Raw genomic sequence first — 19,094 nt, forward strand, 5'->3', positions numbered from 1 at the left:
GGTTTATCCGAGGCTTTTTTGTCAGAGGACGCCCATGAATCAAACAGACATCGTACTTGTGCTGAGCAATGCACCGGATGAGGCTGTCGCAACGCGCATTGCCGAGGCCCTGGTGTCAGAGGGGTTGGCCGCCTGCGTGAATGTCGGCGCTCCCGTACAGTCTGTTTACCGTTGGCAAGGGGCCCTTGAGAAAGCCACAGAAATTCCGCTGACAATAAAAACAACGGTCGCTAAACAGGCTAAGCTAATAGCACGCCTGATTGCTTTGCACCCGTACGATGTCCCGGAAGCGATTGTGGTGCCGATCCTTGGCGGGTATGCCCCGTACTTGAACTGGGTGCGCGAGAATTAAATGGCTTTAACCAGACACACGCTACAAAAATTTGGCTTTGCATTCTTATTGCTAGGCCTATTGGTGTTGTCGATTGCGCGCACTGCCGCGCAAGACTTTTTAGATCCAGAAAAAGCCTTCGTCTTGCAGGCGCAAATGAGCTTGCCTGAAAAGATTAGCTTGCGCTTTAAGATCGCCCCTGGTTACTACATGTACCGCGAGCGGTTTAGTTTTGAGTTAGACACGGCACACGTCAAGCTTGGAGAGCCCAAGATGCCGACGGGTCGAGTCAAGTTTGATCAAACCTTTAACAAAGAGATGGAGCTCTATTTCACCGATGCGGTGATCGAGTTGCCTATTTCTGCATGGCCCAGCAATATCGCGCCCGAGAGCTTCAAGCTAACAGTCAATGGTCAGGGCTGCGCTGAGGCTGGGCTGTGCTACCCACCCCAAGATTTTGTCTTGCAGCTCACACCGCAGCCAAGTGCGGCGGGCTATCTGCTTGCCGCTCAAACTTCAGGCTCGCTGTTTGAGCGTATCAAGCAAGGGCAGCTCAGCGACTTACTTTTTGGCTCAGACGATGTAGGGTTGGCACAACTGCTGTCTTCAACCGGGTTGCTTGAAATCACCTTGCTGTTTTTTGCGCTTGGCTTGCTGCTTGCACTCACGCCGTGCGTATTGCCCATGGTGCCCATCCTTTCCGTGTTGCTTGTGGGCGAAGAGAAGCACGTCTCTCGCTTGCGCGGATTTTCCCTCGCCATGGCGTATGTGGCCGGGATGTCGGTGGTTTACACCGCATTAGGTGTGGCAGCTGGATTAAGTGGCGCAGGCTTAGCGGCTTGGTTGCAAACGCCTTGGGTGCTAGGTTTGTTCGCCGTGCTGCTCGGTGCACTTGCTCTGGCAATGTTTGATGTCTACACCTTTCAGATGCCAGCAAGCCTGCAGACCAAACTGATGGCAAAGAACTCCCATATTTTGGGTGGTCGCGTGAGTGCTGCCGCACTGATGGGTGCTTTATCGGCCTTAATCGTGGGCCCATGCGTTGCCGCACCTTTGGCGGGTGCCCTCCTGTATATCTCTCAAACGGGTGACGTGGTCCTTGGCGGTAGCGCTTTGTTTGCGATGGCTTGGGGCATGGGTGTTCCCTTGTTGCTGATGGGCTTGTCGGCCGGCAAGCTCATGCCTCGCGCAGGCCATTGGATGGACGGCGTCAAGAAATTTTTCGGCATCTTGCTTTTCGCAACTGCCTGGTGGATGGTTACACCCTTGTTGCCTACTTGGGCACAGATTCTGGGGTGGGCGGTGCTGGTGCTGTTTGCCGCGGTGCTTTTGCGTACGTTTGAGCCCCTGCCACAGGAGGCACGTTTTGGTGCTGTTTTGCGCAAAACGTTCGGCCTGTTGCTAGCCTTGCTTTGCCTAGTGTGGGTAGTGGGTGTTGCGAGCGGTGGGCGTTCTTTGTTGCAGCCTTTAGGGCACTTGGCCTTCATGCAGGGTGCGAATAGTCAAGGCACAGCCGAGCGCGGCGCAACCTCAGCCGCAGCCCAACTCGCGGCGCCTGCGCAAGGCTCCTCACTAAAACAACAGTTGCTTGGCAAGCAACCTGCCGCTGCGCATCCAACTTTTCAGCGGATTCGCACGGTGGCAGAGCTTGACGCGGTTCTTGCAAAATCGACTCGGCCAGTGATGTTAGATTTCTACGCTGACTGGTGCGTGTCGTGCAAGGAAATGGAAGCCTTTACTTTTGTGGATCCGCGCGTGGTGCAGCGGATGGGCCAGTTGTTGCTATTACAAGTTGACGTGACCGCAAACAACGCCGATGATCGAGCGTTAATGAAGCGCTACAGATTGTTTGGCCCGCCAGGGATCATATTTTTTTCTTCAGGTGGCTCCGAGCGCCGCGACATCCGTGTTGTTGGGTTCCAAGACGCTAATCGCTTCACAGCGACCCTTGACCGAGCCTTGAAGTAGTCAGAAACAGAGACGTATGTCAGCGCAAAGCAAGTCCACCACTTCGGTCATTATTCTCTTCGCTTTTGCGGCGTGCGCGAGTTCGACCTCGTTTCGAATTTGTGACCCTTTGCTGCCGGTCTTTGCACAAGAGTTTGGGGTGCGTACCGCACAGGCCTCGAACACGGTAACCCTGTTTGCGATTGCCTATGGCATCTTGCAATTCTTTTATGGCCCCTTGGGCGATCACTACGGAAAGTTTCGCGTTGTCTCTTGGGCGACGCTAGGTTGCGCCGTGGGCAGCCTGATTGTTGCCACGGCACCATCGCTCGAAGTGATCGAAATTGGTCGTTTTATTTCAGGGGCGACGGCTGCGGCAATTGTTCCCTTGGCCATGGCGTGGATTGGTGATCACGTCCCGTACGAAAAAAGACAAGAGACGATTGCGCGTTTTTTGTTGGGATCGATCTCAGGTCTCGCACTTGGTCAGTTGTTAGGTGGCGTGTTTGCTGACACGTTAGGTTGGCGATGGGCCTTTGTTTGGATGGCAGCGACCTACTTGATCGTAGGCTTGTTGTTGTTGTCTCGCCGCCATACAGTGACCGAGTCCACCGCGCGTCCCGTCGGTCGGGTCAACCCTTTGATGCCGATTAAGCAGGTGCTGTCGACTAAATGGGCGTGGTTTGTATTGGCGATTGTTTCCATCGAAGGCATGCTTGTCTTTGGCCCTCTTGCGTTTGTTCCAGCGTTTTTACACGAACGCCATGGGCTACCCGTATCGTGGGCCGGAACAATCAGTGGCTGTTTTGCAGTGGGTGCTTTTATTTATGCCATACGCGCCAATAAGTTCGTCGCCAAACTTGGTGAGCGCCGGTTGGCCTTGTGGGGCGGTGCACTCCTTGCGTTGGCGATGGCAGGATTCTTACTTGCCCCCGTCTGGCAGTGGGCAGTCGCTGCAAGCGTCATGTCGGGTTTAGGGTATTACTTTTTGCATGCGGTCCTACAGACGCATGCCACGCAGATGGCGCCCGCCGCGCGTGGCACCTCCGTGTCACTTTTTGCGTCGTGTCTGTTTTTAGGACAGTCGTTTGGCGTGGCGGTCTGCGCCTGGTTAGGCGATACCTTCGGTCTTGGGACGGTATTTCCCGTCGGGATAATCGGCTTGCCTCTGCTCGCAGTGCTGTTTGCCTGGCGCTTAAAACAACGCCAGGCGCAACAGTAAGTAGTTACTGCGATTTCAGCAGCTTGGCTGCTGCTGGTGCAAAATAGGTCAGGATCCCATCGGCACCGGCCCGCTTAAAGCCCAACAAGGTTTCCATCATCACCTTGTCGTGATCTAGCCAACCATTCGCCGCTGCCGCCTTAAGCATGGCGTATTCGCCGCTGACTTGGTAGGCAAAGGTTGGGACGCGGAAAGCATCTTTTACGCGTCGCAACACATCCAGATAGGGCATGCCTGGCTTGACCATAACCATGTCCGCGCCTTCACGCAGGTCCGCCGCAACCTCGCGCAATGCTTCGTCAATATTGCCCGGATCCATTTGGTAAACCAGCTTATTTGATTTGCCCAAATTCGCAGCCGAGCCGACGGCATCTCGGAAGGGGCCGTAAAAGGCGCTGGCAAACTTAGCTGAGTACGCCATGATGCGGGTGTGGATGAACTGATTGGCTTCTAGTGCCTGACGGATGGCACCGATTCGGCCGTCCATCATGTCGCTTGGCGCAACGATATCGACGCCGGCCTCAGCCTGAACCAGGGCTTGTTGGGTCAGGATTTTGACGGTGATGTCGTTCATCACATAGCCGTTTTCGTCGATGACGCCGTCCTGGCCGTGGCTGGTGTAGGGGTCTAGTGCAACGTCAGTCAGCAGGCCGAGTTCTGGGAAACGTTTTTTGAGTTCAGCCACAACACGCGGGATCAGACCCTTAGGGTTCATGGCTTCAGCGCCATCTAGAGCCTTGAGGTTTGGTTCGATCACGGGGAAAAGCGCCATCACTGGGATACCGAGCGCGACACACTCTTCGGCCACCTGCATCAACGTGTCTGGCGAGTAGCGCATGATGTCTGGCATCGACCCAATCGGCTGCCGAATCCCTTTGCCTTCAACGACAAAAACGGGATAAATAAGATCATTTACTGATAGTGAGTGCTCGCGGACTAGTCTGCGGGAGAAGTCATCGCGGCGTAGGCGGCGGGGACGATTGGCGGGGAAATCCGCTAGAACAAGGTGTGGAGTTGTCATGGAACGACCTTAGGAGAGATCCAGTTTTCGATTTGTAAGCTTGCTTCTTCAATACCAATTCGCGCAGTTGCTGAGAACGGAATCGCGTTGAGCGCACCAATATCGGCGAGCTCTTTTTTTACGGCAAACACTGCTTTGATGCGTTGGCCGTAGGGAAACTTATCCGCTTTGGTTAACAGCGCAAGCACGGGACGCTTGGTTGGAGCGATCCAGTTTGCCAAGCGGCGATCAAGCTCAGTGACACCACGACGAATGTCGATGAGCAACACAATGCCGGCCAGCGACTCTCGGCTCTGGAGATAGCCTCCAAGAATATCGGCCCACTCTTCCCGAGCCCGATGGGCGACTGAGGCATAGCCATAGCCAGGGAGGTCGACGAGAAACCCGAGTTGACCTTCGGGATCAAGCGGGTCCGGGAGGGCAAACATATTAATTAGGCGCGTACGGCCCGGTGTCTTGCTAGAAAAGGCTAGGCGCTTTTGGTTGGCGAGCACGTTAATGGCCGTCGACTTGCCCGCATTAGACCGTCCGACGAAGCAGACTTCCGGAGCCCCCGGATGAGGCAATTGGTCCAACCGGGCGGCTGAAGTGAAAAACGAAGCGCGATGGAGGATGGACACGGAAAGGCCACAAAGAATATGCTCAAACGCTATTGTATAATCTAGGGTTTGAAAGTAGTTGAATATAAAAAGCGTCGAGGTCTTTAATGAAGCGTTTGCTGTCCAGGTTAATGCTTGCGAGTGGCTTGCTACTCGGGGTGTCCGCCCTGTCAACCAGTATGGCGGCAGGCCCCGCAACGGGTCCGGCTAAGCCTGACGCGGCTAAAGGTGCCCAACTTTACGATCAAGGCGACGCCGCACGCGGCATCGTTGCTTGTGCTTCCTGTCACGGCGCTGCCGGCAACAGCACAATTCCAGCAAACCCCAATATTTCAAGCCAAGCCCACGAATACCTCTACAAGCAACTCGTAGAGTTCCGCGTCAAGGCGGGTGCTAAGGCTGCTTTGCGCAAGGGCCCAGATGGCGCGCCCTCAGTCATGACCGCAATGGCGGCACCTTTGTCTGAGGCGGATATGCATAACGTGTCCTATTACCTGTCGCTGCAAAAGCTTGCAGAGCCAGCAACGGCAACTAACGAAAAGCTGGTCGAGCGCGGTCAAAAAATCTGGCGCGCTGGCATTCCTGATCGTAACGTCCCCGCTTGTGCAGGCTGCCATTCGCCCAATGGTGCAGGCATTCCCGGACAGTACCCACGTCTTGCCGGTCAATTCCCGAGCTACATTGAAGAACAGCTCAAATTGTTCCGTGCTGGCCATCGCGGCAACAGCCCCATGATGAACCAAATCGCCGATCGGATGTCTGATTCAGACATTAAGGCTGTTTCTGATTACGCGGCAGGTTTGCGCTAGACTTTTTACAACGACAATAAGAAAAGGGGAGTCGTTAGACGCCCCTTTTTTTTCGACGCAAACAGTGCATTCTTTTATAAAGCCCTGGCTATCATTCGACATAAACTCGCAATCGCCCCCGTGACAACACCTGCCCCCAAGCCCGCCAAACCCTTTGCACAATTCATTGAGCTGTTAAGTTCAATGCGGTTTGCCATCAGCTTGCTGGTCTATGTCTGCTTGGCTAGCCTGGTCGGCACGGTTGTCCCCCAAGGCCGCACCCCCAACGCCTATATTGATCAGTTTGGCCCCTTTTGGTTTGAGGTGCTTAACAAGTTTTCTATCTGGCACATTTACAACAACTGGTGGTTCTTGCTGACAATGGCATTTTTGGTGGCTTCGACCACCTTGTGCCTGGCACGTAATGCACCCAAGATGCTCAAGGAAGCCAACTCCTTCCGAGAGCAAATCCGCACATCCAGCCTACGCTCGTTTCATCACCGCATTGAGCTCGAAACGCCGCGAGACGTCTCCAAGGCCTCGGGATCGGTGCAAGCCTGGTTAAAAAAACAAGGGTATGGTCTTCGTGTACGCAATGAGGGCGAAGCCGTTTTGATTGCCGCAAAAAAAGGAAGTGGTAATCGACTCGGCTACATCTTCGCGCATGCGGCGATCGTTATCATTTGTGTGGGTGGCCTGCTTGATAGCGAATTGCCCGTGCGTCTGCAGATTTGGTTGTTTGGCAAAACCCCAATTGTTGAAAATATGTTGATCGCGGACGTGCCGGAGCAGGGCCGTTTATCGCTACGCAATCCTAGTTATCGCGCGAATGTTCTTGTGCCTGAAGGAAGTGCACGTGACACGGCGGTCGTCAATGTTGATGATGGCGCCTTGGTTCAACCCTTACCTTTTAGTCTGAAGTTAAAAAAGTTCATCGTTGATTACTACTCAACAGGAATGCCAAGCCGTTTCGCCAGCGAGGTGGAGGTAACGGATCCCGATACAGGGAAAACCTTCGATGCCACGATCGAGGTTAACGAGCCCCTGCACTTCAAAGGCGTTACGGTCTATCAGTCGAGCTTTGACGATGGTGGCAGTGAAGTTGAGTTGGTCGGACACAGCCTGACGGGCGAAAAGATCGTCGAGCTGGAACTTAAAGCACGTGTTGGGCAGTCAAGCGACATTAAGTTTGCGGGTCCTGGCAAGGAAGTGAAGGCTGACATTACTAAACTGCGCCCCATCAACGTAGAAGACCTCACGGCAGGTGAGCCCGCAACACCTAAGGCGTTGTCTGAACACGTCGCGTCGGTCACCGGCAGTGCTGCCGGAAAAAAGAATGCCAACCTGCGTAATGTGGGTCCAAGTATTGAATATCGCTTAACAGACGCGAGCGGTCAGACGACGTTGTTCCACAACTACATGTTGCCGGTCGAGCTTGATGGGATGTCGGTGTTTCTCGCTGGTGTTCAAGAACCTGGTCAGTCGGGATTCAGATATTTACGTATCCCAGCCGATGATCACGGCTCCGTTAAAGAGTTCATGCTGTTGCGTGCGGCGCTCGCAGATCCTGCGATGCGCAAACAAGCCGCAGCAAATCTTGTACAAAGCTATCGTGGCACGACAGGTGAACAAAAGGCGCTGCAGACTTCCGCTGAACGCGCGCTCGATACCTTTGCTACCGGGGGTCTAGGTGCGATTTCTGAGTTTCTCGAACGCAACGTACCGAAAGCCGAGCAGCAGCGTGCGGCCGATATCATTGCGCGCTTGTTATCTTCGTCCGTTGCCGAGCTCTACCGTTTAACGCGCGTACGTGCAGGTCTTGCAGCGATTGGTGATTCTCCTGAAGAGCAGACTAAGGCCGAAAATTGGTCACGCCTGGCCGTCGCCGCCTTATCAGATCTGGCGTTCTATCCAGCCCCCGTTTTGTTTACGCTGAAATCTTTTGACCATGTTCAGGCCAGCGTTTTTCAGGTCAGTCGTACGCCAGGCAAGCTGATTGTGTACATTGGGTGTTTGTTGCTGGTGCTGGGTGTTTTCACGATGTTCTACGTGCGCGATCGTCGCATCTGGGTGTGGTTACGTCCGACAGAACACGCAGGTGGCACAAGTGTATTGGCGGCGATGACCTCTCAAAAGCGTACACTTGATTTCAATCGTGAGTTCGAGCAGCTTCAATTAGCGCTTGGCCGCTTAAACCCGCCCACCTCTACACCACCAACCGCGGTTCACTGAGATACTGTCATGACACAACCAGTCGCCGGCGCTGCAGACAATTGGGATGACCTGTCTGACCCAGGCCAATCGCGCCTTGAGCGCGGCCGTCCAACAATCGTTGACGCACTCTTTTTCTTGTTGTTAGCCGCGGGAGCGGGTTTCGCTCTGATGCGTTACAGCCAAGCGATGGATAGCTACGAGAAAGTGATTCTTGTGCTGACCGTACCCTTTTTGACCTGGCTTGGCTGGCTGTGGCGACCGCTTCGCCTCCTGATGGTTGCCATGGCTCTTGGTGCTGGACTTGCCCTTTGGTTGTATCAAGGCGATATCGCGCGTGCGGATCAGGCGTTTTTACTGAAATATTTATTGTCATCGCAGTCTGCAATTTTGTGGATGTGTGCGTTGTTTGTTGTCGCCACCTTCTGTTATTGGCTGGGCCTCGCAAGCCCGACCTCCGCATGGCTTGGTACGGCATTGACCTGGGGAGCCGTATTTTCTGGAGCCACGGGCATGCTGGTGCGTTGGCGCGAAGGTCATATGATGGGGCCGGATATTGGCCACATCCCCGTGAGCAATCTGTACGAAGTTTTCGTACTCTTCTCTTTGGTCACCGCCTTGTTTTATTTGTATTACGAGCGTCGCTATGCAACGCGCGCGTTAGGCGGCTTTGTCTTATTGATCATTACTTCTGCGGTGGTGTTTCTACTCTGGTATTCCTTCACCCGCGAAGCCTATCAAATACAGCCGTTAGTGCCTGCGCTAAAAAGCTGGTGGATGAAAATCCATGTGCCAGCAAACTTCATTGGCTACGGTACTTTTTCGCTGGCGGCAATGGTTGGTTTTGCGTATCTGGTTAAACAGCACGGTCAAACGCGTTCTTGGCTTAAGTTGTTGCCTCTTTTTATCCTGGGTGTCTTGCTTGCGGCAGAACCTATGGTGTTTCGCACGGAGGGCCTGTCAGTCACCTGGATGTTGTACTTCGGCATCGGTGCAGTGATCGTCGGGACGATTTTGCTGTTTCGTAAACCCATTTCGGAACGCTTGCCGTCCTTCGAGGTGCTCGATGACATTATGTACCGCGCAATCGCCATCGGCTTCGCTTTTTTCACCGTTGCGACCATTCTCGGTGCGTTGTGGGCGGCAGACGCCTGGGGCGCATATTGGCAGTGGGATCCTAAAGAAACTTGGGCACTTATCGTCTGGTTAAACTATGCAGCGTGGTTGCATTTGCGTATGCTTAAGGGCTTGCGCGGAACGATGGCCGCGTACTGGGCTTTAGTCGGCTTGTTGATAACCGGCTTTGCCTTCCTTGGCGTCAACATGTTTCTTTCTGGATTGCATTCGTATGGTGCGTTGTAACGAGGGTGCGTTGTGACACCCCCTAAGCCTTCACTAGTTCTCGTTGCAACACTGACTGTACAAGCTCTCGTCGCAATGGCAGTAATGAATGTGCCGGTGGTCGCACCGGCAGTGGCCAAAGATTTAGGAATCGCAACAACTTATTTGGGCGCCTACGTGGCGCTCGTTTATTTTGCGGCAATGGTGGCTACCCTCTTGGGCGGTGCGGCTGTTAAGCGCTGGGGTGCGATTCGCCTAAGCCAGATCGGTCTAGTGTTGGCCTCGTTTGGTTTGTTGCTGTCAGCCTACCCTCATCCGTTGACCATGGCGATTGGCGCGCTATTTATTGGGGCAGGTTATGGCCCTATTACTCCAGCAAGTTCACACTTGTTGATTAAGACAACGCCACCAGAAAAGCTTTCGTTCGTGTTCTCGATTAAGCAAACCGGGGTCCCTCTTGGCGGGATCATTGCCGGCGCGCTCGTACCCACGCTCAATAGTTTGATTGGTTGGCAAGCCGCATTCTTTTGTGCAGGCGTGGCATGCGCGCTCTGTGCCTGGGCTGTCCAACCGCTGCGCAACAGCCTTGATGATGATCGCGACGCAAGTGTGAAGCCTTCACTCGCAACAAGTGTTGTCTCACCACTTAAGCTTATTTTTCAGCACCCCAATCTCCGCAGCTTGTCGATCATGTCGTTCTTGTTTGCGATCAGTCAGATGTCGCTGACGGGCTATCTTGTTACCTTTTTATACGAAGACCTTGGCTGGAGCCTTATCGCCGCGGGGGGTGCACTGACCGTCGCCCAAGGGGGCGGTGTAGCGGGCCGAATGCTGTGGGGTTACATCGCCGACCGCTGGCTCGGTGCGAGCATGATGCTGATTGTGATTGCTGGTCTTCTTACCATCGGCTGTGTCGGGACTGCTCTGCTAACTCCTGATTCCTCACCTTGGTTGCTCTTTCCAATCCTTGCAATTTTTGGTTCGTCGGCTGTTGGCTGGAACGGTGTGTTTTTAGCGGAAATTGCGCGTCAAGCGCCGAGTGGGCAAGCGAGCCTTGCGACTGGCGGCACGCTGTGCATCACATTTCTCGGCGTGATGATCGGTCCTCCTATGTTTGGTTTGTTGGCTGGGACCTTAGGCAGCTACGGATCGAGCTACGGCGTGTTAGGCCTAGTTGGGGTGCTGTGTGCCCTGACCTTGTTGCCGCTGTATCGCGCTTCAAAGACTTAAGCCGCATGAGCGCCCCACCTGCCGCGCAATCTGCACTGTTAACCCCCCAGCCTTTGCAGTGGTTAAAGGGCTGCGGTTTCTTTTTGTTTTCGATCACGATGTTTGCCACGCTCGATGCGTTGGCAAAAGGCCTCGTGCATGTTTATTCGGCCCCACTCGTGAATTTTTCACGCTATACGGTGATTCTTGTGCTGGCGTTTAGTGCACTGTTGATAAGAGGTTATAGCTTTCGGGTGGCGCCCCCCGAACGTAATCTCTTGCTCTTGCGTGGAGTCTTGCTTGGGATCTCTGGTACGGCCTTTATGCCTAGCCTTCAGTACATGCCGCTTGCCGAAGCAACAGCGATCTATTTTGTGTCACCTCTTATCGTCTTGATTTTTGCTCCGATGATGCTCGGCGAAAAAGTAGGACTCAAACAATATCTGGCCCTTGGCGCAGGCATGATTGGCATGCTTTTCATTGTGAAGCCTGGGACCGGGGAAATCTCCTTAATCGGAACGGCGTTGCTGCTCACTTCAGCAGTGAGTTTCGCTCTCGTTCAAATCTATACACGTAAGCTTTCTCACCGCGTTTACAGCGAACAAATTTTTGTGTATGCGGCCAGCACGTGCTGGTGTCTTGGTGCTGTCACAACATTAATTTTTTGGCCGACGCTGTGGCCAACTCCGACTGATTGGGCTTGGATTTTGTTGATGAGCGTGGTTGGAGGGCTGGGTCAGTACGCGTTGATCTATGCGTATAAATATGTTCCAGCCTCGAGCCTCGCGCCACTTAACTACTTCCAGCTGGTGCTCGCGGTGATCTACGGCGAGCTCCTGTTTGGACAGATGCCCACGCTCTCTTCCTTGGCGGGTATCTTACTTGTTGTTGCGGCAGGTCTGTCGCTCACGCTTCCGATGTTGATCACCTATCTACGATCACGTTAAGTCGCAGGACGAGCCGCCATACACTTATGGCAAGAAGCTTTCGCCTCGAATTAGATCGGCAAACGTTTCGCGTTGGCGCACAACGTAATACTTATCGCCATCGACCATTACTTCGGCCGCGCGTGGACGGCTGTTGTAGTTGCCTGCCATCACAAAGCCGTACGCCCCAGCAGACTCAATTGCTAGGATATCGCCTTCGTGTAAAGCCAGCTGCCTCGCCCGTGCTAGCCAATCGGCGCTTTCACATACAGGACCGACCACGTCGTAGAGCGCGCTTGAGTCGCTACGTGGCGTGACAGGCAACACCCCATGCCAAGCCTCGTATAGCGCGGGCCGCATCAAATCATTCATTGCGGCGTCGACAATTGCAAAATTGCGTGCGTCAGCGTGTTTCAGATACTGTACCGTCGTGAGTAAGACCCCTGCGTTACCGACAAGTGAGCGCCCTGGCTCGAGCACGAGTTCAAGTTCGTCATAGCCACGCGCCTTCAGCTGTGCAAAGACTTTGTCGAGTAGCACTTTGGGCGCTAAGGGTGTCTCATCGTCGTAACGGATACCGAGTCCACCACCCAGGTCTAGATGCTTGAGTGTGATGCCAAGCTCGGTTAGCTGATCAATTAACTTAAGCAGTTTATCCAGCGCATCTAGATAGGGTGCGACCTCGGTGATTTGCGAGCCGATGTGGCAGTCCACACCGACGACAGAAATTCCCGGAAGTGAAGCAGCCAGTTGATAGGCAGCCGGGGCCTCTTCGATGGCAATGCCGAATTTATTTTCTTTCAGCCCCGTGGAAATATACGGATGCGTTTGTGCATCCACGTCGGGATTCACGCGCAAAGATACCGCTGCCGTCTTGCTCATTTCGCAGGCGACTTGCGAGAGGCGTTTGAGTTCTGGGACGGACTCGACGTTAAAACACTTTACGCCAGCCTCAAGGGCGGCACGCATTTCCCACGCTTGTTTACCAACACCCGAAAACACGACCTTCGCGGGATCTGCACCGGCGGCCAATACACGGGCCAATTCACCGCCCGAAACAATATCAAAGCCGCTTCCGAGTCGCGCGAATTCTTTGAGCACGGCAAGGTTTGAGTTGGCCTTCATCCCATAACAGACCAATACGCGGTGCGCGCCAATCGCCTCCTGATAAGACGACCAGGCGGCTGCAAGCGCAGCCTTCGAGTACACATACAAAGGCGTGCCCAGTGCGCGACCGAGTTCCGCGAGCGAAACCCCTTCGGCGTATAGGGTGCCTTTTCGATAACTAAAAAAAGGTGAGCCGGCAGGGGTGGTCAGAGCGTTGGCCGAAGCGTTGGATCCAGGAGCAGTCATGTTGGGGCTATGGGTATTGAAGGGTTCACGAACGTTCTGAAGCACAATACGGACATCAGAGATTGAGAGGGCTATTCGATCACGATCGGCGCTGGGGTCAAGATAAGGTCCTCGTCAAAGAACGGGATGACCGAGTTGCCTTCGTCGGGTGGCATACCGTACATCGATTCTTGGCTGACATAGGGGCGAACCTCCGCAGGCTTGGCTGGCATATACAGCGGACCTTTAAAGCCGCAACCTACCACCCAAGTCGAGAGGGTAAGCATCGCTACAATGCGGGCATGTCGCGGAAGGTCGATTTTGCGGATCACTGCTGGCTCCCTCAAACGTGAGGACAAGGATTATGAACGATACAGAATTTCATACACGCGCAACCATCATTCTAGATGCAATAGAAGCCCAAGCGGACCACTGGTTCGAAAAGCTTGATCTAGATGTGGAAACGAAGCGAAACGGCAACGTTTTAAACCTGATTTTTGAAAACGGACACCAGGTTGTGATCAACAGCCAGGCGCCCCTTCATGAAATGTGGCTCGCTGCCCGCAGCGGTGGATTCCATTATCGCTTTGATGGTCGCCACTGGAAAGATACGCGCGGCGGCACGGACTTACATGACACATTGTCTGCGATCTGCTCTGAAGCGACAGGTAAGACCTTAACCGTTGAGCTGTAATTCTTGGTGCGCTTGGGGGGTATCAACCCCCTGGGTCTGGGCGACGACCTGAACCGCCTCGGTTTCCACCAAGATTATTCAAAAAGTCGCCAAGTGAGTCCTGATTGGGATCCCCCAGGCGCTTGACGGTTTCCGCGGGTGGAAATTCTTTGAAGTAAAGATTGCCACCTTCGGAAATCAAGCCCTCGGGCAAAGGACCACGCTTTTGCTCGGGGAAGGTCTTGAGGGCATTTTGCATGTAGCCCAGCCAAATCGGAAGCGAAGCGCCACCTCCTGTTTCTCGCGAACCCAAGGATTTTGGTTGGTCGTAGCCCAACCAGGCTACGCCAACTAGTTGGGGCGTATAGCCCGCAAACCAGGCGTCAACCGAATCGTTGGTCGTGCCAGTCTTGCCGGCGAGATCCCCACGCTTGAGTACTTGGCGCGAACGTGCCGCCGTCCCCGAGGTTGCCACCCCGCGAAGCATATCGTCCATCACATAGGCAGTGCGGGCATCGATGGCGCGTGCTGCTGAATCACCAGCAATCACCGGCTTGGCGCGCATCAGAGTCTGACCGTTTGCATCCGTAACATGATCAATCAGGAAAGGCGTCACGCGATAGCCGCCGTTTGCAAATACTGAAAAACCAGTCGCGAGCTGCATGGGTGTAACCGAACCCGAGCCCAAGGCCATTGGCAGCACGGCCGCGTGGCGTGACTTATCAAACCCAAAGCGTGAGACATATTCCTGCGCGTATTGCGGCCCAATCGACTGCAAGATGCGGATCGACACCATATTCTTTGACCGCGCGATCGCTTCGCGCATGGTGAGCATCTGGTCGTATTGGTCCCCGTAGTTTTTGGGTGTCCACGCTTTACCTGAGCCCGTTTGTTCCGCGGTGAGTTCAAACGGCTGATCCGAAATCAAGGTGCCGGGTGTTAAGCCACGCTCGAGAGAGGCTGCATAAATGAAGGGCTTAAACGACGAGCCTGGCTGGCGCCATGCCTGGGTGACACGGTTGAAGTTGCCGTGATAGAAATCAAAGCCCCCGACCATTGCGCGCAGCGCGCCGTCTTGTGGCGTCATTGACACAAAAGCCGCTTGTACAGTTGGCAGGTTCAGGATTTCCCAGTATTCCGGCGCTTTGTGCAGATACACCACCGAGCCACGCTGAAGCTTTAAGTTTGCGGGGGCTTTGGGGTTCAACGCACGTGCAATCACACTCAGCGCACGCTTGTCGTTCACGGTAATGACTTCACTCGCACTGCGTGCAACCTTGATTTCATTGGGCGCAACAGACAGCACGACACCAATAAGCATTTCGGTACGATCCTGATGCTTATCAAATACACCATCTAAAAACTCATCAAATTTAACGGGGTCTTTTTCCAAACCGACCGGCAACGTCAGTTGCGCTTCGGGACCTGGATAAGGTGCACGGCGCGTGTAGTCCAACACACCCTCGCGCAGCGCCTGATAGGCCCACTCTTGATCTTTAGAGTGAATCGTCGTGTAGACATTAAGGCCGCGCGAATACACGTTGTCTGGGTATACGCTAATCATCAACTGACGTGCGAGTTCCGCGGCGTACTCGCCATGTACTGCATACCCCCCTGCAGGCGTACCTTCTGCGGATTTGATGATAACCGGCTGCGCCAGTGCCGCCTTGTATTCCGCATCGGTCAAGTAACCCAGGGAGTGCATACGTCCCAACACATAGCGTTGGCGCTGTACGGCGCGCGGCTTGTTGGCGATTGGGTTAAAGCGCGAGGGTGCTTTTGGAATCCCCGCGAGCAAAGCCGCATCGGCCGGGGTGATGTCTGAAAGTGATTTGCCTAGATAGGTGCGAGACGCGGCGGCAAAGCCATACGCACGGTGGCCGAGATAGATTTGGTTCAGGTAGAGCTCAAGAATCTGGTCTTTCGACAGGCTGGCTTCAATTTTGAAGGTCAGCAGTAGCTCATAAAATTTACGCGAATACGTCTTTTCGGAGGACAGATAAAAGTTACGCGCCACCTGCATCGTGATTGTGCTGGCACCTTGTGACTTTTGCATAGAAATCAGGTTGGTCAAACCAGCCCGTACGACGCCAAGCCAGTCGATGCCGCCATGCTGATAAAACCGATCATCCTCGGCCGATAGTACGGCCGATTTCATGATGTCGGGGATTTCGTTAAAGCGCAGTACGTTGCGTCGCTCTTCGCCGAATTCACCGATCATCACTTTGTCGGAGGTGAAGATGCGCAGGGGGACGCGTGGCCGATAGTCCGTCATGGCGTTCAAGTCTGGCAGGTTCGGCCAGGCGAGCGCCATGGCCATTCCAAACAGCAAGGCGCCGCATAATGCCAGACCAGCCGACAAGATTGATAGTTTCAGTATGAACCTAACCAGAAACGAGCCCTTAGGCTTTTCGTCTGGTAGGTCGTCGTCATCGCGGGGGGGATTGGATTTGCTCATTGCGTGTAATTTTAAAGGTTTTGCGCGGGTTTGCCCCAATCTATTGGTGTCTCGGGACGGTCAATGGGATAATGTTGCTATGAGTCACGAATCCGTTCCCGAGTCGCCCCAACACAGCGAGCCCCACGCATCTGTAGACAGCGTTGTGCCAGAGCTGCCCTTGCGTGCGCTGGGCCATGACACGCCGATTTTCTTAGTGGGCATGATGGGGGCGGGTAAAACTACGATCGGCAAGGCGCTTGCTCGAGCCTTGCGACGTGATTTTCTCGATCTGGATCATGAGTTAGAAGCCCGCTGTGGTGTTCGCATCCCAGTCATCTTTGAGATCGAAGGTGAAAAAGGGTTCCGTAAGCGCGAGTGCCAGGTGCTTGATGATTGCACGGTCCGTCCCGATATTGTGTTGGCAACCGGTGGTGGCGCAGTAATCGCGGCCGAAAACCGCAGTGCCTTGCGCACCCGCGGGTTGGTCGTCTACCTACGTGCCAGTGTGGACGAGCTCTTTCGACGCACGAGCCGGGATCGCAATCGCCCCTTACTGGCCACGCCTGATCCCAAGGGAACCTTGCGGTCTTTGCTCGAAGCACGTGAACCCCTGTATCAGGAGGTCGCTGATCTGACCGTTGATACGGGCACCATGTCAGTCGGGCAGCTTGTCCTTCAGATCGTCGACCGACTCAAACAGCTCGACAAACCTATCGACCGCTCTGCGCAAAGCCGGCCAGCAAACTCATCAGAGAACATGCGGGCTGATTTTGCAGCGAGCCATACTGCTGAGAACAAACCATGCACACCGTAACCGTCGCCACCCCGGGCGGAAAATATCCCATCCATATTGCTAGCGGCCGACTCAATGCCCTGGCTGAATCTATCCCGTCTGACGCGACGACCATCGCGTTAGTCACCAATCCTGTTATTCAGGGTCTGATGGGCGAGCAGGTAACTAAGATCTTGGCCGCCACTGGCAAGCGTATCGTGCCGATCGTTTTGCCCGACGGCGAGGCGCACAAAAGCTGGGAAACATTGAATCTGATTTTTGATGCCATGCTCGGTGCGCAGCTTGACCGTCGCACCGTCATCGTCGCGCTTGGTGGCGGTGTCATTGGTGATATGGCCGGCTTTGCTGCCGCCGTGTACATGCGTGGTGTGCGCTTTGTTCAGGTGCCTACGACCTTACTGTCCCAGGTAGACTCTTCTGTAGGTGGCAAGACAGCGGTCAACCATCCGCTTGGCAAAAATATGATCGGCGCGTTTTACCAACCGATCGCCGTTGAAATCGATACTGACGTACTTAACACCTTGCCTGACCGTGAGATGTCCGCGGGTCTGGCTGAGGTGATCAAGTACGGCCTGATACTGGATGCAGAATTTTTTGCCTGGTGTGAAAAAAACGTAGCGGGACTGCGCGCGCGCGACCCAGTGCTGCTGGCTGAGGCGATTCGTCGCTCGTGTGAATACAAAGCGTGGGTTGTCTCAAAGGACGAACGTGAAACCGGCTTGCGGGCGATTTTGAATCTTGGCCATACCTTTGGTCACGCGATCGAAGCAGGGATGGGCTACGGTCAGTGGCTGCACGGCGAAGCGGTAGGCTGTGGGCTTGTGATGGCGGCTGACCTGTCTGCTGAAATGTTTGGCTTTCCTGCCGCGGATGTAGAGCGCGTGCGCGCCCTCGTCGCGGCGATTGGTTGCCCTACCCGTGGCCCACGGCTGGGTGGCGTCGAGGAGTGGATGCGTTTGATGCGCGGTGACAAAAAGGCTGAAGCCGGTGAAATCAGTTTCATTATGATGCCGCAGATTGGCGAAACGATTCGTCGCGGTGCGCCGGCTGAAACCGTGGCGCGAGTGATTTTGCGCAATACAGATTAAATCATTCCCTGGAGTAGCGATGCCGGATCCGACACCAGAGCTTGCTGCATACGCGTGTCGTCCAGAGTCAAGCCGTGGACGGCGTCATCCCGAGCCTGCACCGGGTAATCGCAGCGAGTTTCAACGCGATCGCGATCGTATTATTCACGCAGGTGCGTTCCGTCGACTTGAATATAAAACGCAGGTTTTTATTAATCACGAAGGCGATCTGTTCCGTACGCGCCTGACACACTCACTCGAAGTCGCGCAGATTGCTCGCGTCTTGGCGCGCAGCCTTCACCTTAACGAAGATCTAACTGAGGCGATTGCGTTGGCGCACGACTTGGGCCACACCCCGTTTGGTCATGCTGGGCAAGATGAGCTCAATGCGTGCATGCGTGAATATGCGCCAGACGCGGGAGGGTTTGAACATAATCTTCAGAGCTTGCGCGTCGTCGACGAACTCGAAGAGCGCTATGCTGCTTTTAATGGCCTGAACCTTTGTTTTGAAACGCGTGAAGGCGTGCTCAAGCATTGCTCGCTTGCGCACGCGAAACGCTTGGGGGATATCGGTCAGCGGTTCATTGATCGCACACAGCCCTCACTTGAGGCACAGCTCGCGAATCTGGCGGATGAAATCGCCTATAACAATCACGATATCGATGATGGCTTGCGTTCAGGTCTGTTAACAGTCGAGCAATTACAAGCGGTGCCGATCTTTGCTCGACACTATGCGCAAGTAGAAAAAAAGTGGCCTGGGCTCGCATCAAGACGTGTGATTGCGGAAACTATTCGCAGCATGATCAACACATTGATTACCGATGTCACGCAGACGACTGCTGCTAGGCTTGCCGCTGCCGCGCCTGCCGACGCCGACGTGGCGCGTCGCAGTGGTGCACTCGTGGCGTTTTCAGGCACGGTGCGGCAAGAAGCCGATGATCTGAAGACTTTTTTGTTTGAGAATCTATATCGTCATTACAAAGTGATGCGCATGACTAACAAAGCGCGTCGGATTGTGCGCGAGCTGTATAGTGCCTTTGTACACGAGCCTAGATTGTTGCCGCCTGACTATCGCCATGAAGACGAAATGCGTCAGGCTCGTGCGATTGCAGATTACATTGCAGGAATGACCGATCGTTATGCGATTCGCGAGCATCACCGCCTGTTTCGCATGGGCGATCAGTTTGATTAACC

17 protein-coding genes are annotated in these 19,094 nt (G+C 54.4%); 12 read left to right on the plus strand and 5 right to left on the minus strand.

Features of this window, described 5'->3' with window-relative positions:
* Positions 1 to 34: 34 nt before the first annotated feature.
* From cutA to KZZ10_RS05115, 3 genes are read left to right on the plus strand one after another with little or no spacing between them, the layout of a single operon-like run.
* Complete coding sequence (gene cutA / locus KZZ10_RS05105; RefSeq protein ID WP_259660412.1) at positions 35 to 352, plus strand: divalent-cation tolerance protein CutA; 318 nt, start codon at positions 35 to 37, stop codon at positions 350 to 352.
* Positions 353 to 2,299 (plus strand): protein-disulfide reductase DsbD, encoded by a 1,947-nt coding sequence (gene dsbD / locus KZZ10_RS05110; RefSeq protein ID WP_259660413.1) that lies wholly within the window; start codon positions 353 to 355, stop codon positions 2,297 to 2,299.
* Between the two features lie 16 nt (positions 2,300 to 2,315).
* Positions 2,316 to 3,500 (plus strand): MFS transporter, encoded by a 1,185-nt coding sequence (locus KZZ10_RS05115; RefSeq protein ID WP_259660414.1) that lies wholly within the window; start codon positions 2,316 to 2,318, stop codon positions 3,498 to 3,500.
* Positions 3,501 to 3,504: 4 nt separating this feature from the next.
* Here the strand turns inward: KZZ10_RS05115 and hemB are convergent, their stop codons facing one another.
* Together hemB and yihA are read right to left on the minus strand one after the other, a co-directional pair.
* Complete coding sequence (gene hemB / locus KZZ10_RS05120; protein ID WP_259660415.1) at positions 3,505 to 4,521, minus strand: porphobilinogen synthase; 1,017 nt, start codon at positions 4,519 to 4,521, stop codon at positions 3,505 to 3,507.
* Positions 4,518 to 5,141, minus strand: a complete 624-nt coding sequence (yihA, locus tag KZZ10_RS05125; protein WP_259660416.1) for a ribosome biogenesis GTP-binding protein YihA/YsxC — start codon at positions 5,139 to 5,141, stop codon at positions 4,518 to 4,520. The genes hemB and yihA overlap by 4 nt, the downstream gene beginning before the upstream one ends.
* Positions 5,142 to 5,227: 86 nt before the next feature.
* Here yihA and KZZ10_RS05130 point away from each other — a divergent pair, with 86 nt between their 5' ends.
* From KZZ10_RS05130 to KZZ10_RS05150, 5 genes are all read left to right on the plus strand, one after another.
* Positions 5,228 to 5,929, plus strand: a complete 702-nt coding sequence (locus tag KZZ10_RS05130) for a c-type cytochrome (RefSeq protein WP_259660417.1) — start codon at positions 5,228 to 5,230, stop codon at positions 5,927 to 5,929.
* 183 nt (positions 5,930 to 6,112) lie between these two features.
* A complete protein-coding gene (locus tag KZZ10_RS05135) occupies positions 6,113 to 8,140 on the plus strand; it encodes a cytochrome c biogenesis protein ResB (RefSeq protein ID WP_259661001.1) in 2,028 nt (675 codons plus the stop codon).
* 9 nt (positions 8,141 to 8,149) lie between these two features.
* Positions 8,150 to 9,481, plus strand: a complete 1,332-nt coding sequence (ccsB, locus tag KZZ10_RS05140) for a c-type cytochrome biogenesis protein CcsB (protein ID WP_259660418.1) — start codon at positions 8,150 to 8,152, stop codon at positions 9,479 to 9,481.
* A gap of 12 nt (positions 9,482 to 9,493) precedes the next feature.
* Positions 9,494 to 10,690, plus strand: coding sequence for an MFS transporter (locus tag KZZ10_RS05145; RefSeq protein WP_259660419.1), 1,197 nt, complete (start codon positions 9,494 to 9,496; stop codon positions 10,688 to 10,690).
* 5 nt (positions 10,691 to 10,695) lie between these two features.
* On the plus strand, positions 10,696 to 11,616 hold the full coding sequence (locus tag KZZ10_RS05150) for a DMT family transporter (protein WP_259660420.1): 921 nt from the start codon (positions 10,696 to 10,698) through the stop codon (positions 11,614 to 11,616).
* Between the two features lie 24 nt (positions 11,617 to 11,640).
* On the opposite strand, the gene lysA is transcribed toward KZZ10_RS05150, so the two are convergent.
* Complete coding sequence (lysA, locus tag KZZ10_RS05155) at positions 11,641 to 12,948, minus strand: diaminopimelate decarboxylase (RefSeq protein ID WP_259660421.1); 1,308 nt, start codon at positions 12,946 to 12,948, stop codon at positions 11,641 to 11,643.
* A gap of 71 nt (positions 12,949 to 13,019) precedes the next feature.
* Positions 13,020 to 13,259, minus strand: a complete 240-nt coding sequence (gene lptM / locus KZZ10_RS05160; RefSeq protein WP_259660422.1) for an LPS translocon maturation chaperone LptM — start codon at positions 13,257 to 13,259, stop codon at positions 13,020 to 13,022.
* A gap of 32 nt (positions 13,260 to 13,291) precedes the next feature.
* Here lptM and cyaY point away from each other — a divergent pair, with 32 nt between their 5' ends.
* On the plus strand, positions 13,292 to 13,621 hold the full coding sequence (gene cyaY, locus KZZ10_RS05165; RefSeq protein ID WP_259660423.1) for an iron donor protein CyaY: 330 nt from the start codon (positions 13,292 to 13,294) through the stop codon (positions 13,619 to 13,621).
* A 22-nt stretch (positions 13,622 to 13,643) separates the two neighbouring features.
* Here the strand turns inward: cyaY and KZZ10_RS05170 are convergent, their stop codons facing one another.
* Positions 13,644 to 16,058 (minus strand): penicillin-binding protein 1A, encoded by a 2,415-nt coding sequence (locus KZZ10_RS05170; RefSeq protein WP_259660424.1) that lies wholly within the window; start codon positions 16,056 to 16,058, stop codon positions 13,644 to 13,646.
* A 202-nt stretch (positions 16,059 to 16,260) separates the two neighbouring features.
* On the opposite strand from KZZ10_RS05170, the gene KZZ10_RS05175 reads away from it, so the two are divergent.
* From KZZ10_RS05175 to KZZ10_RS05185, 3 genes are read left to right on the plus strand one after another with little or no spacing between them, the layout of a single operon-like run.
* Positions 16,261 to 16,854: a shikimate kinase gene (locus tag KZZ10_RS05175; RefSeq protein ID WP_375372546.1), complete on the plus strand. Its 594-nt coding sequence runs from the start codon at positions 16,261 to 16,263 to the stop codon at positions 16,852 to 16,854.
* Positions 16,842 to 17,921 carry a 3-dehydroquinate synthase gene (gene aroB, locus KZZ10_RS05180; protein ID WP_259660426.1) on the plus strand — a complete coding sequence of 360 codons (1,080 nt, stop codon included), beginning with the start codon at positions 16,842 to 16,844 and terminating at the stop codon, positions 17,919 to 17,921. The genes KZZ10_RS05175 and aroB overlap by 13 nt, the downstream gene beginning before the upstream one ends.
* A 19-nt stretch (positions 17,922 to 17,940) precedes the next feature.
* Positions 17,941 to 19,092 (plus strand): deoxyguanosinetriphosphate triphosphohydrolase, encoded by a 1,152-nt coding sequence (locus tag KZZ10_RS05185; protein WP_259660427.1) that lies wholly within the window; start codon positions 17,941 to 17,943, stop codon positions 19,090 to 19,092.
* Positions 19,093 to 19,094: the final 2 nt, after the last annotated feature.

The sequence above is a fragment of the Zwartia hollandica genome (genome assembly GCF_019923725.1).
Classification (GTDB): Bacteria; Pseudomonadota; Gammaproteobacteria; order Burkholderiales; family Burkholderiaceae_B; genus Zwartia; species Zwartia hollandica.

Excerpts from the sequence above, each read along its gene's own strand:
- cutA (WP_259660412.1), top strand. The coding sequence starts at position 35 with ATGAATCAAACAGACATCGTACTTGTGCTGAGCAATGCACCGGATGAG.
- dsbD (WP_259660413.1), top strand. The coding sequence starts at position 353 with ATGGCTTTAACCAGACACACGCTACAAAAATTTGGCTTTGCATTCTTA.
- KZZ10_RS05115 (WP_259660414.1), top strand. The coding sequence starts at position 2,316 with ATGTCAGCGCAAAGCAAGTCCACCACTTCGGTCATTATTCTCTTCGCT.
- hemB (WP_259660415.1), bottom strand. The coding sequence starts at position 4,521 with ATGACAACTCCACACCTTGTTCTAGCGGATTTCCCCGCCAATCGTCCC.
- KZZ10_RS05130 (WP_259660417.1), top strand. The coding sequence starts at position 5,228 with ATGAAGCGTTTGCTGTCCAGGTTAATGCTTGCGAGTGGCTTGCTACTC.
- KZZ10_RS05135 (WP_259661001.1), top strand. The coding sequence starts at position 6,113 with ATGCGGTTTGCCATCAGCTTGCTGGTCTATGTCTGCTTGGCTAGCCTG.
- ccsB (WP_259660418.1), top strand. The coding sequence starts at position 8,150 with ATGACACAACCAGTCGCCGGCGCTGCAGACAATTGGGATGACCTGTCT.
- KZZ10_RS05150 (WP_259660420.1), top strand. The coding sequence starts at position 10,696 with ATGAGCGCCCCACCTGCCGCGCAATCTGCACTGTTAACCCCCCAGCCT.
- lysA (WP_259660421.1), bottom strand. The coding sequence starts at position 12,948 with ATGACTGCTCCTGGATCCAACGCTTCGGCCAACGCTCTGACCACCCCT.
- cyaY (WP_259660423.1), top strand. The coding sequence starts at position 13,292 with ATGAACGATACAGAATTTCATACACGCGCAACCATCATTCTAGATGCA.
- KZZ10_RS05170 (WP_259660424.1), bottom strand. The coding sequence starts at position 16,058 with ATGAGCAAATCCAATCCCCCCCGCGATGACGACGACCTACCAGACGAA.
- KZZ10_RS05175 (WP_375372546.1), top strand. The coding sequence starts at position 16,261 with ATGATGGGGGCGGGTAAAACTACGATCGGCAAGGCGCTTGCTCGAGCC.
- aroB (WP_259660426.1), top strand. The coding sequence starts at position 16,842 with ATGCACACCGTAACCGTCGCCACCCCGGGCGGAAAATATCCCATCCAT.
- KZZ10_RS05185 (WP_259660427.1), top strand. The coding sequence starts at position 17,941 with ATGCCGGATCCGACACCAGAGCTTGCTGCATACGCGTGTCGTCCAGAG.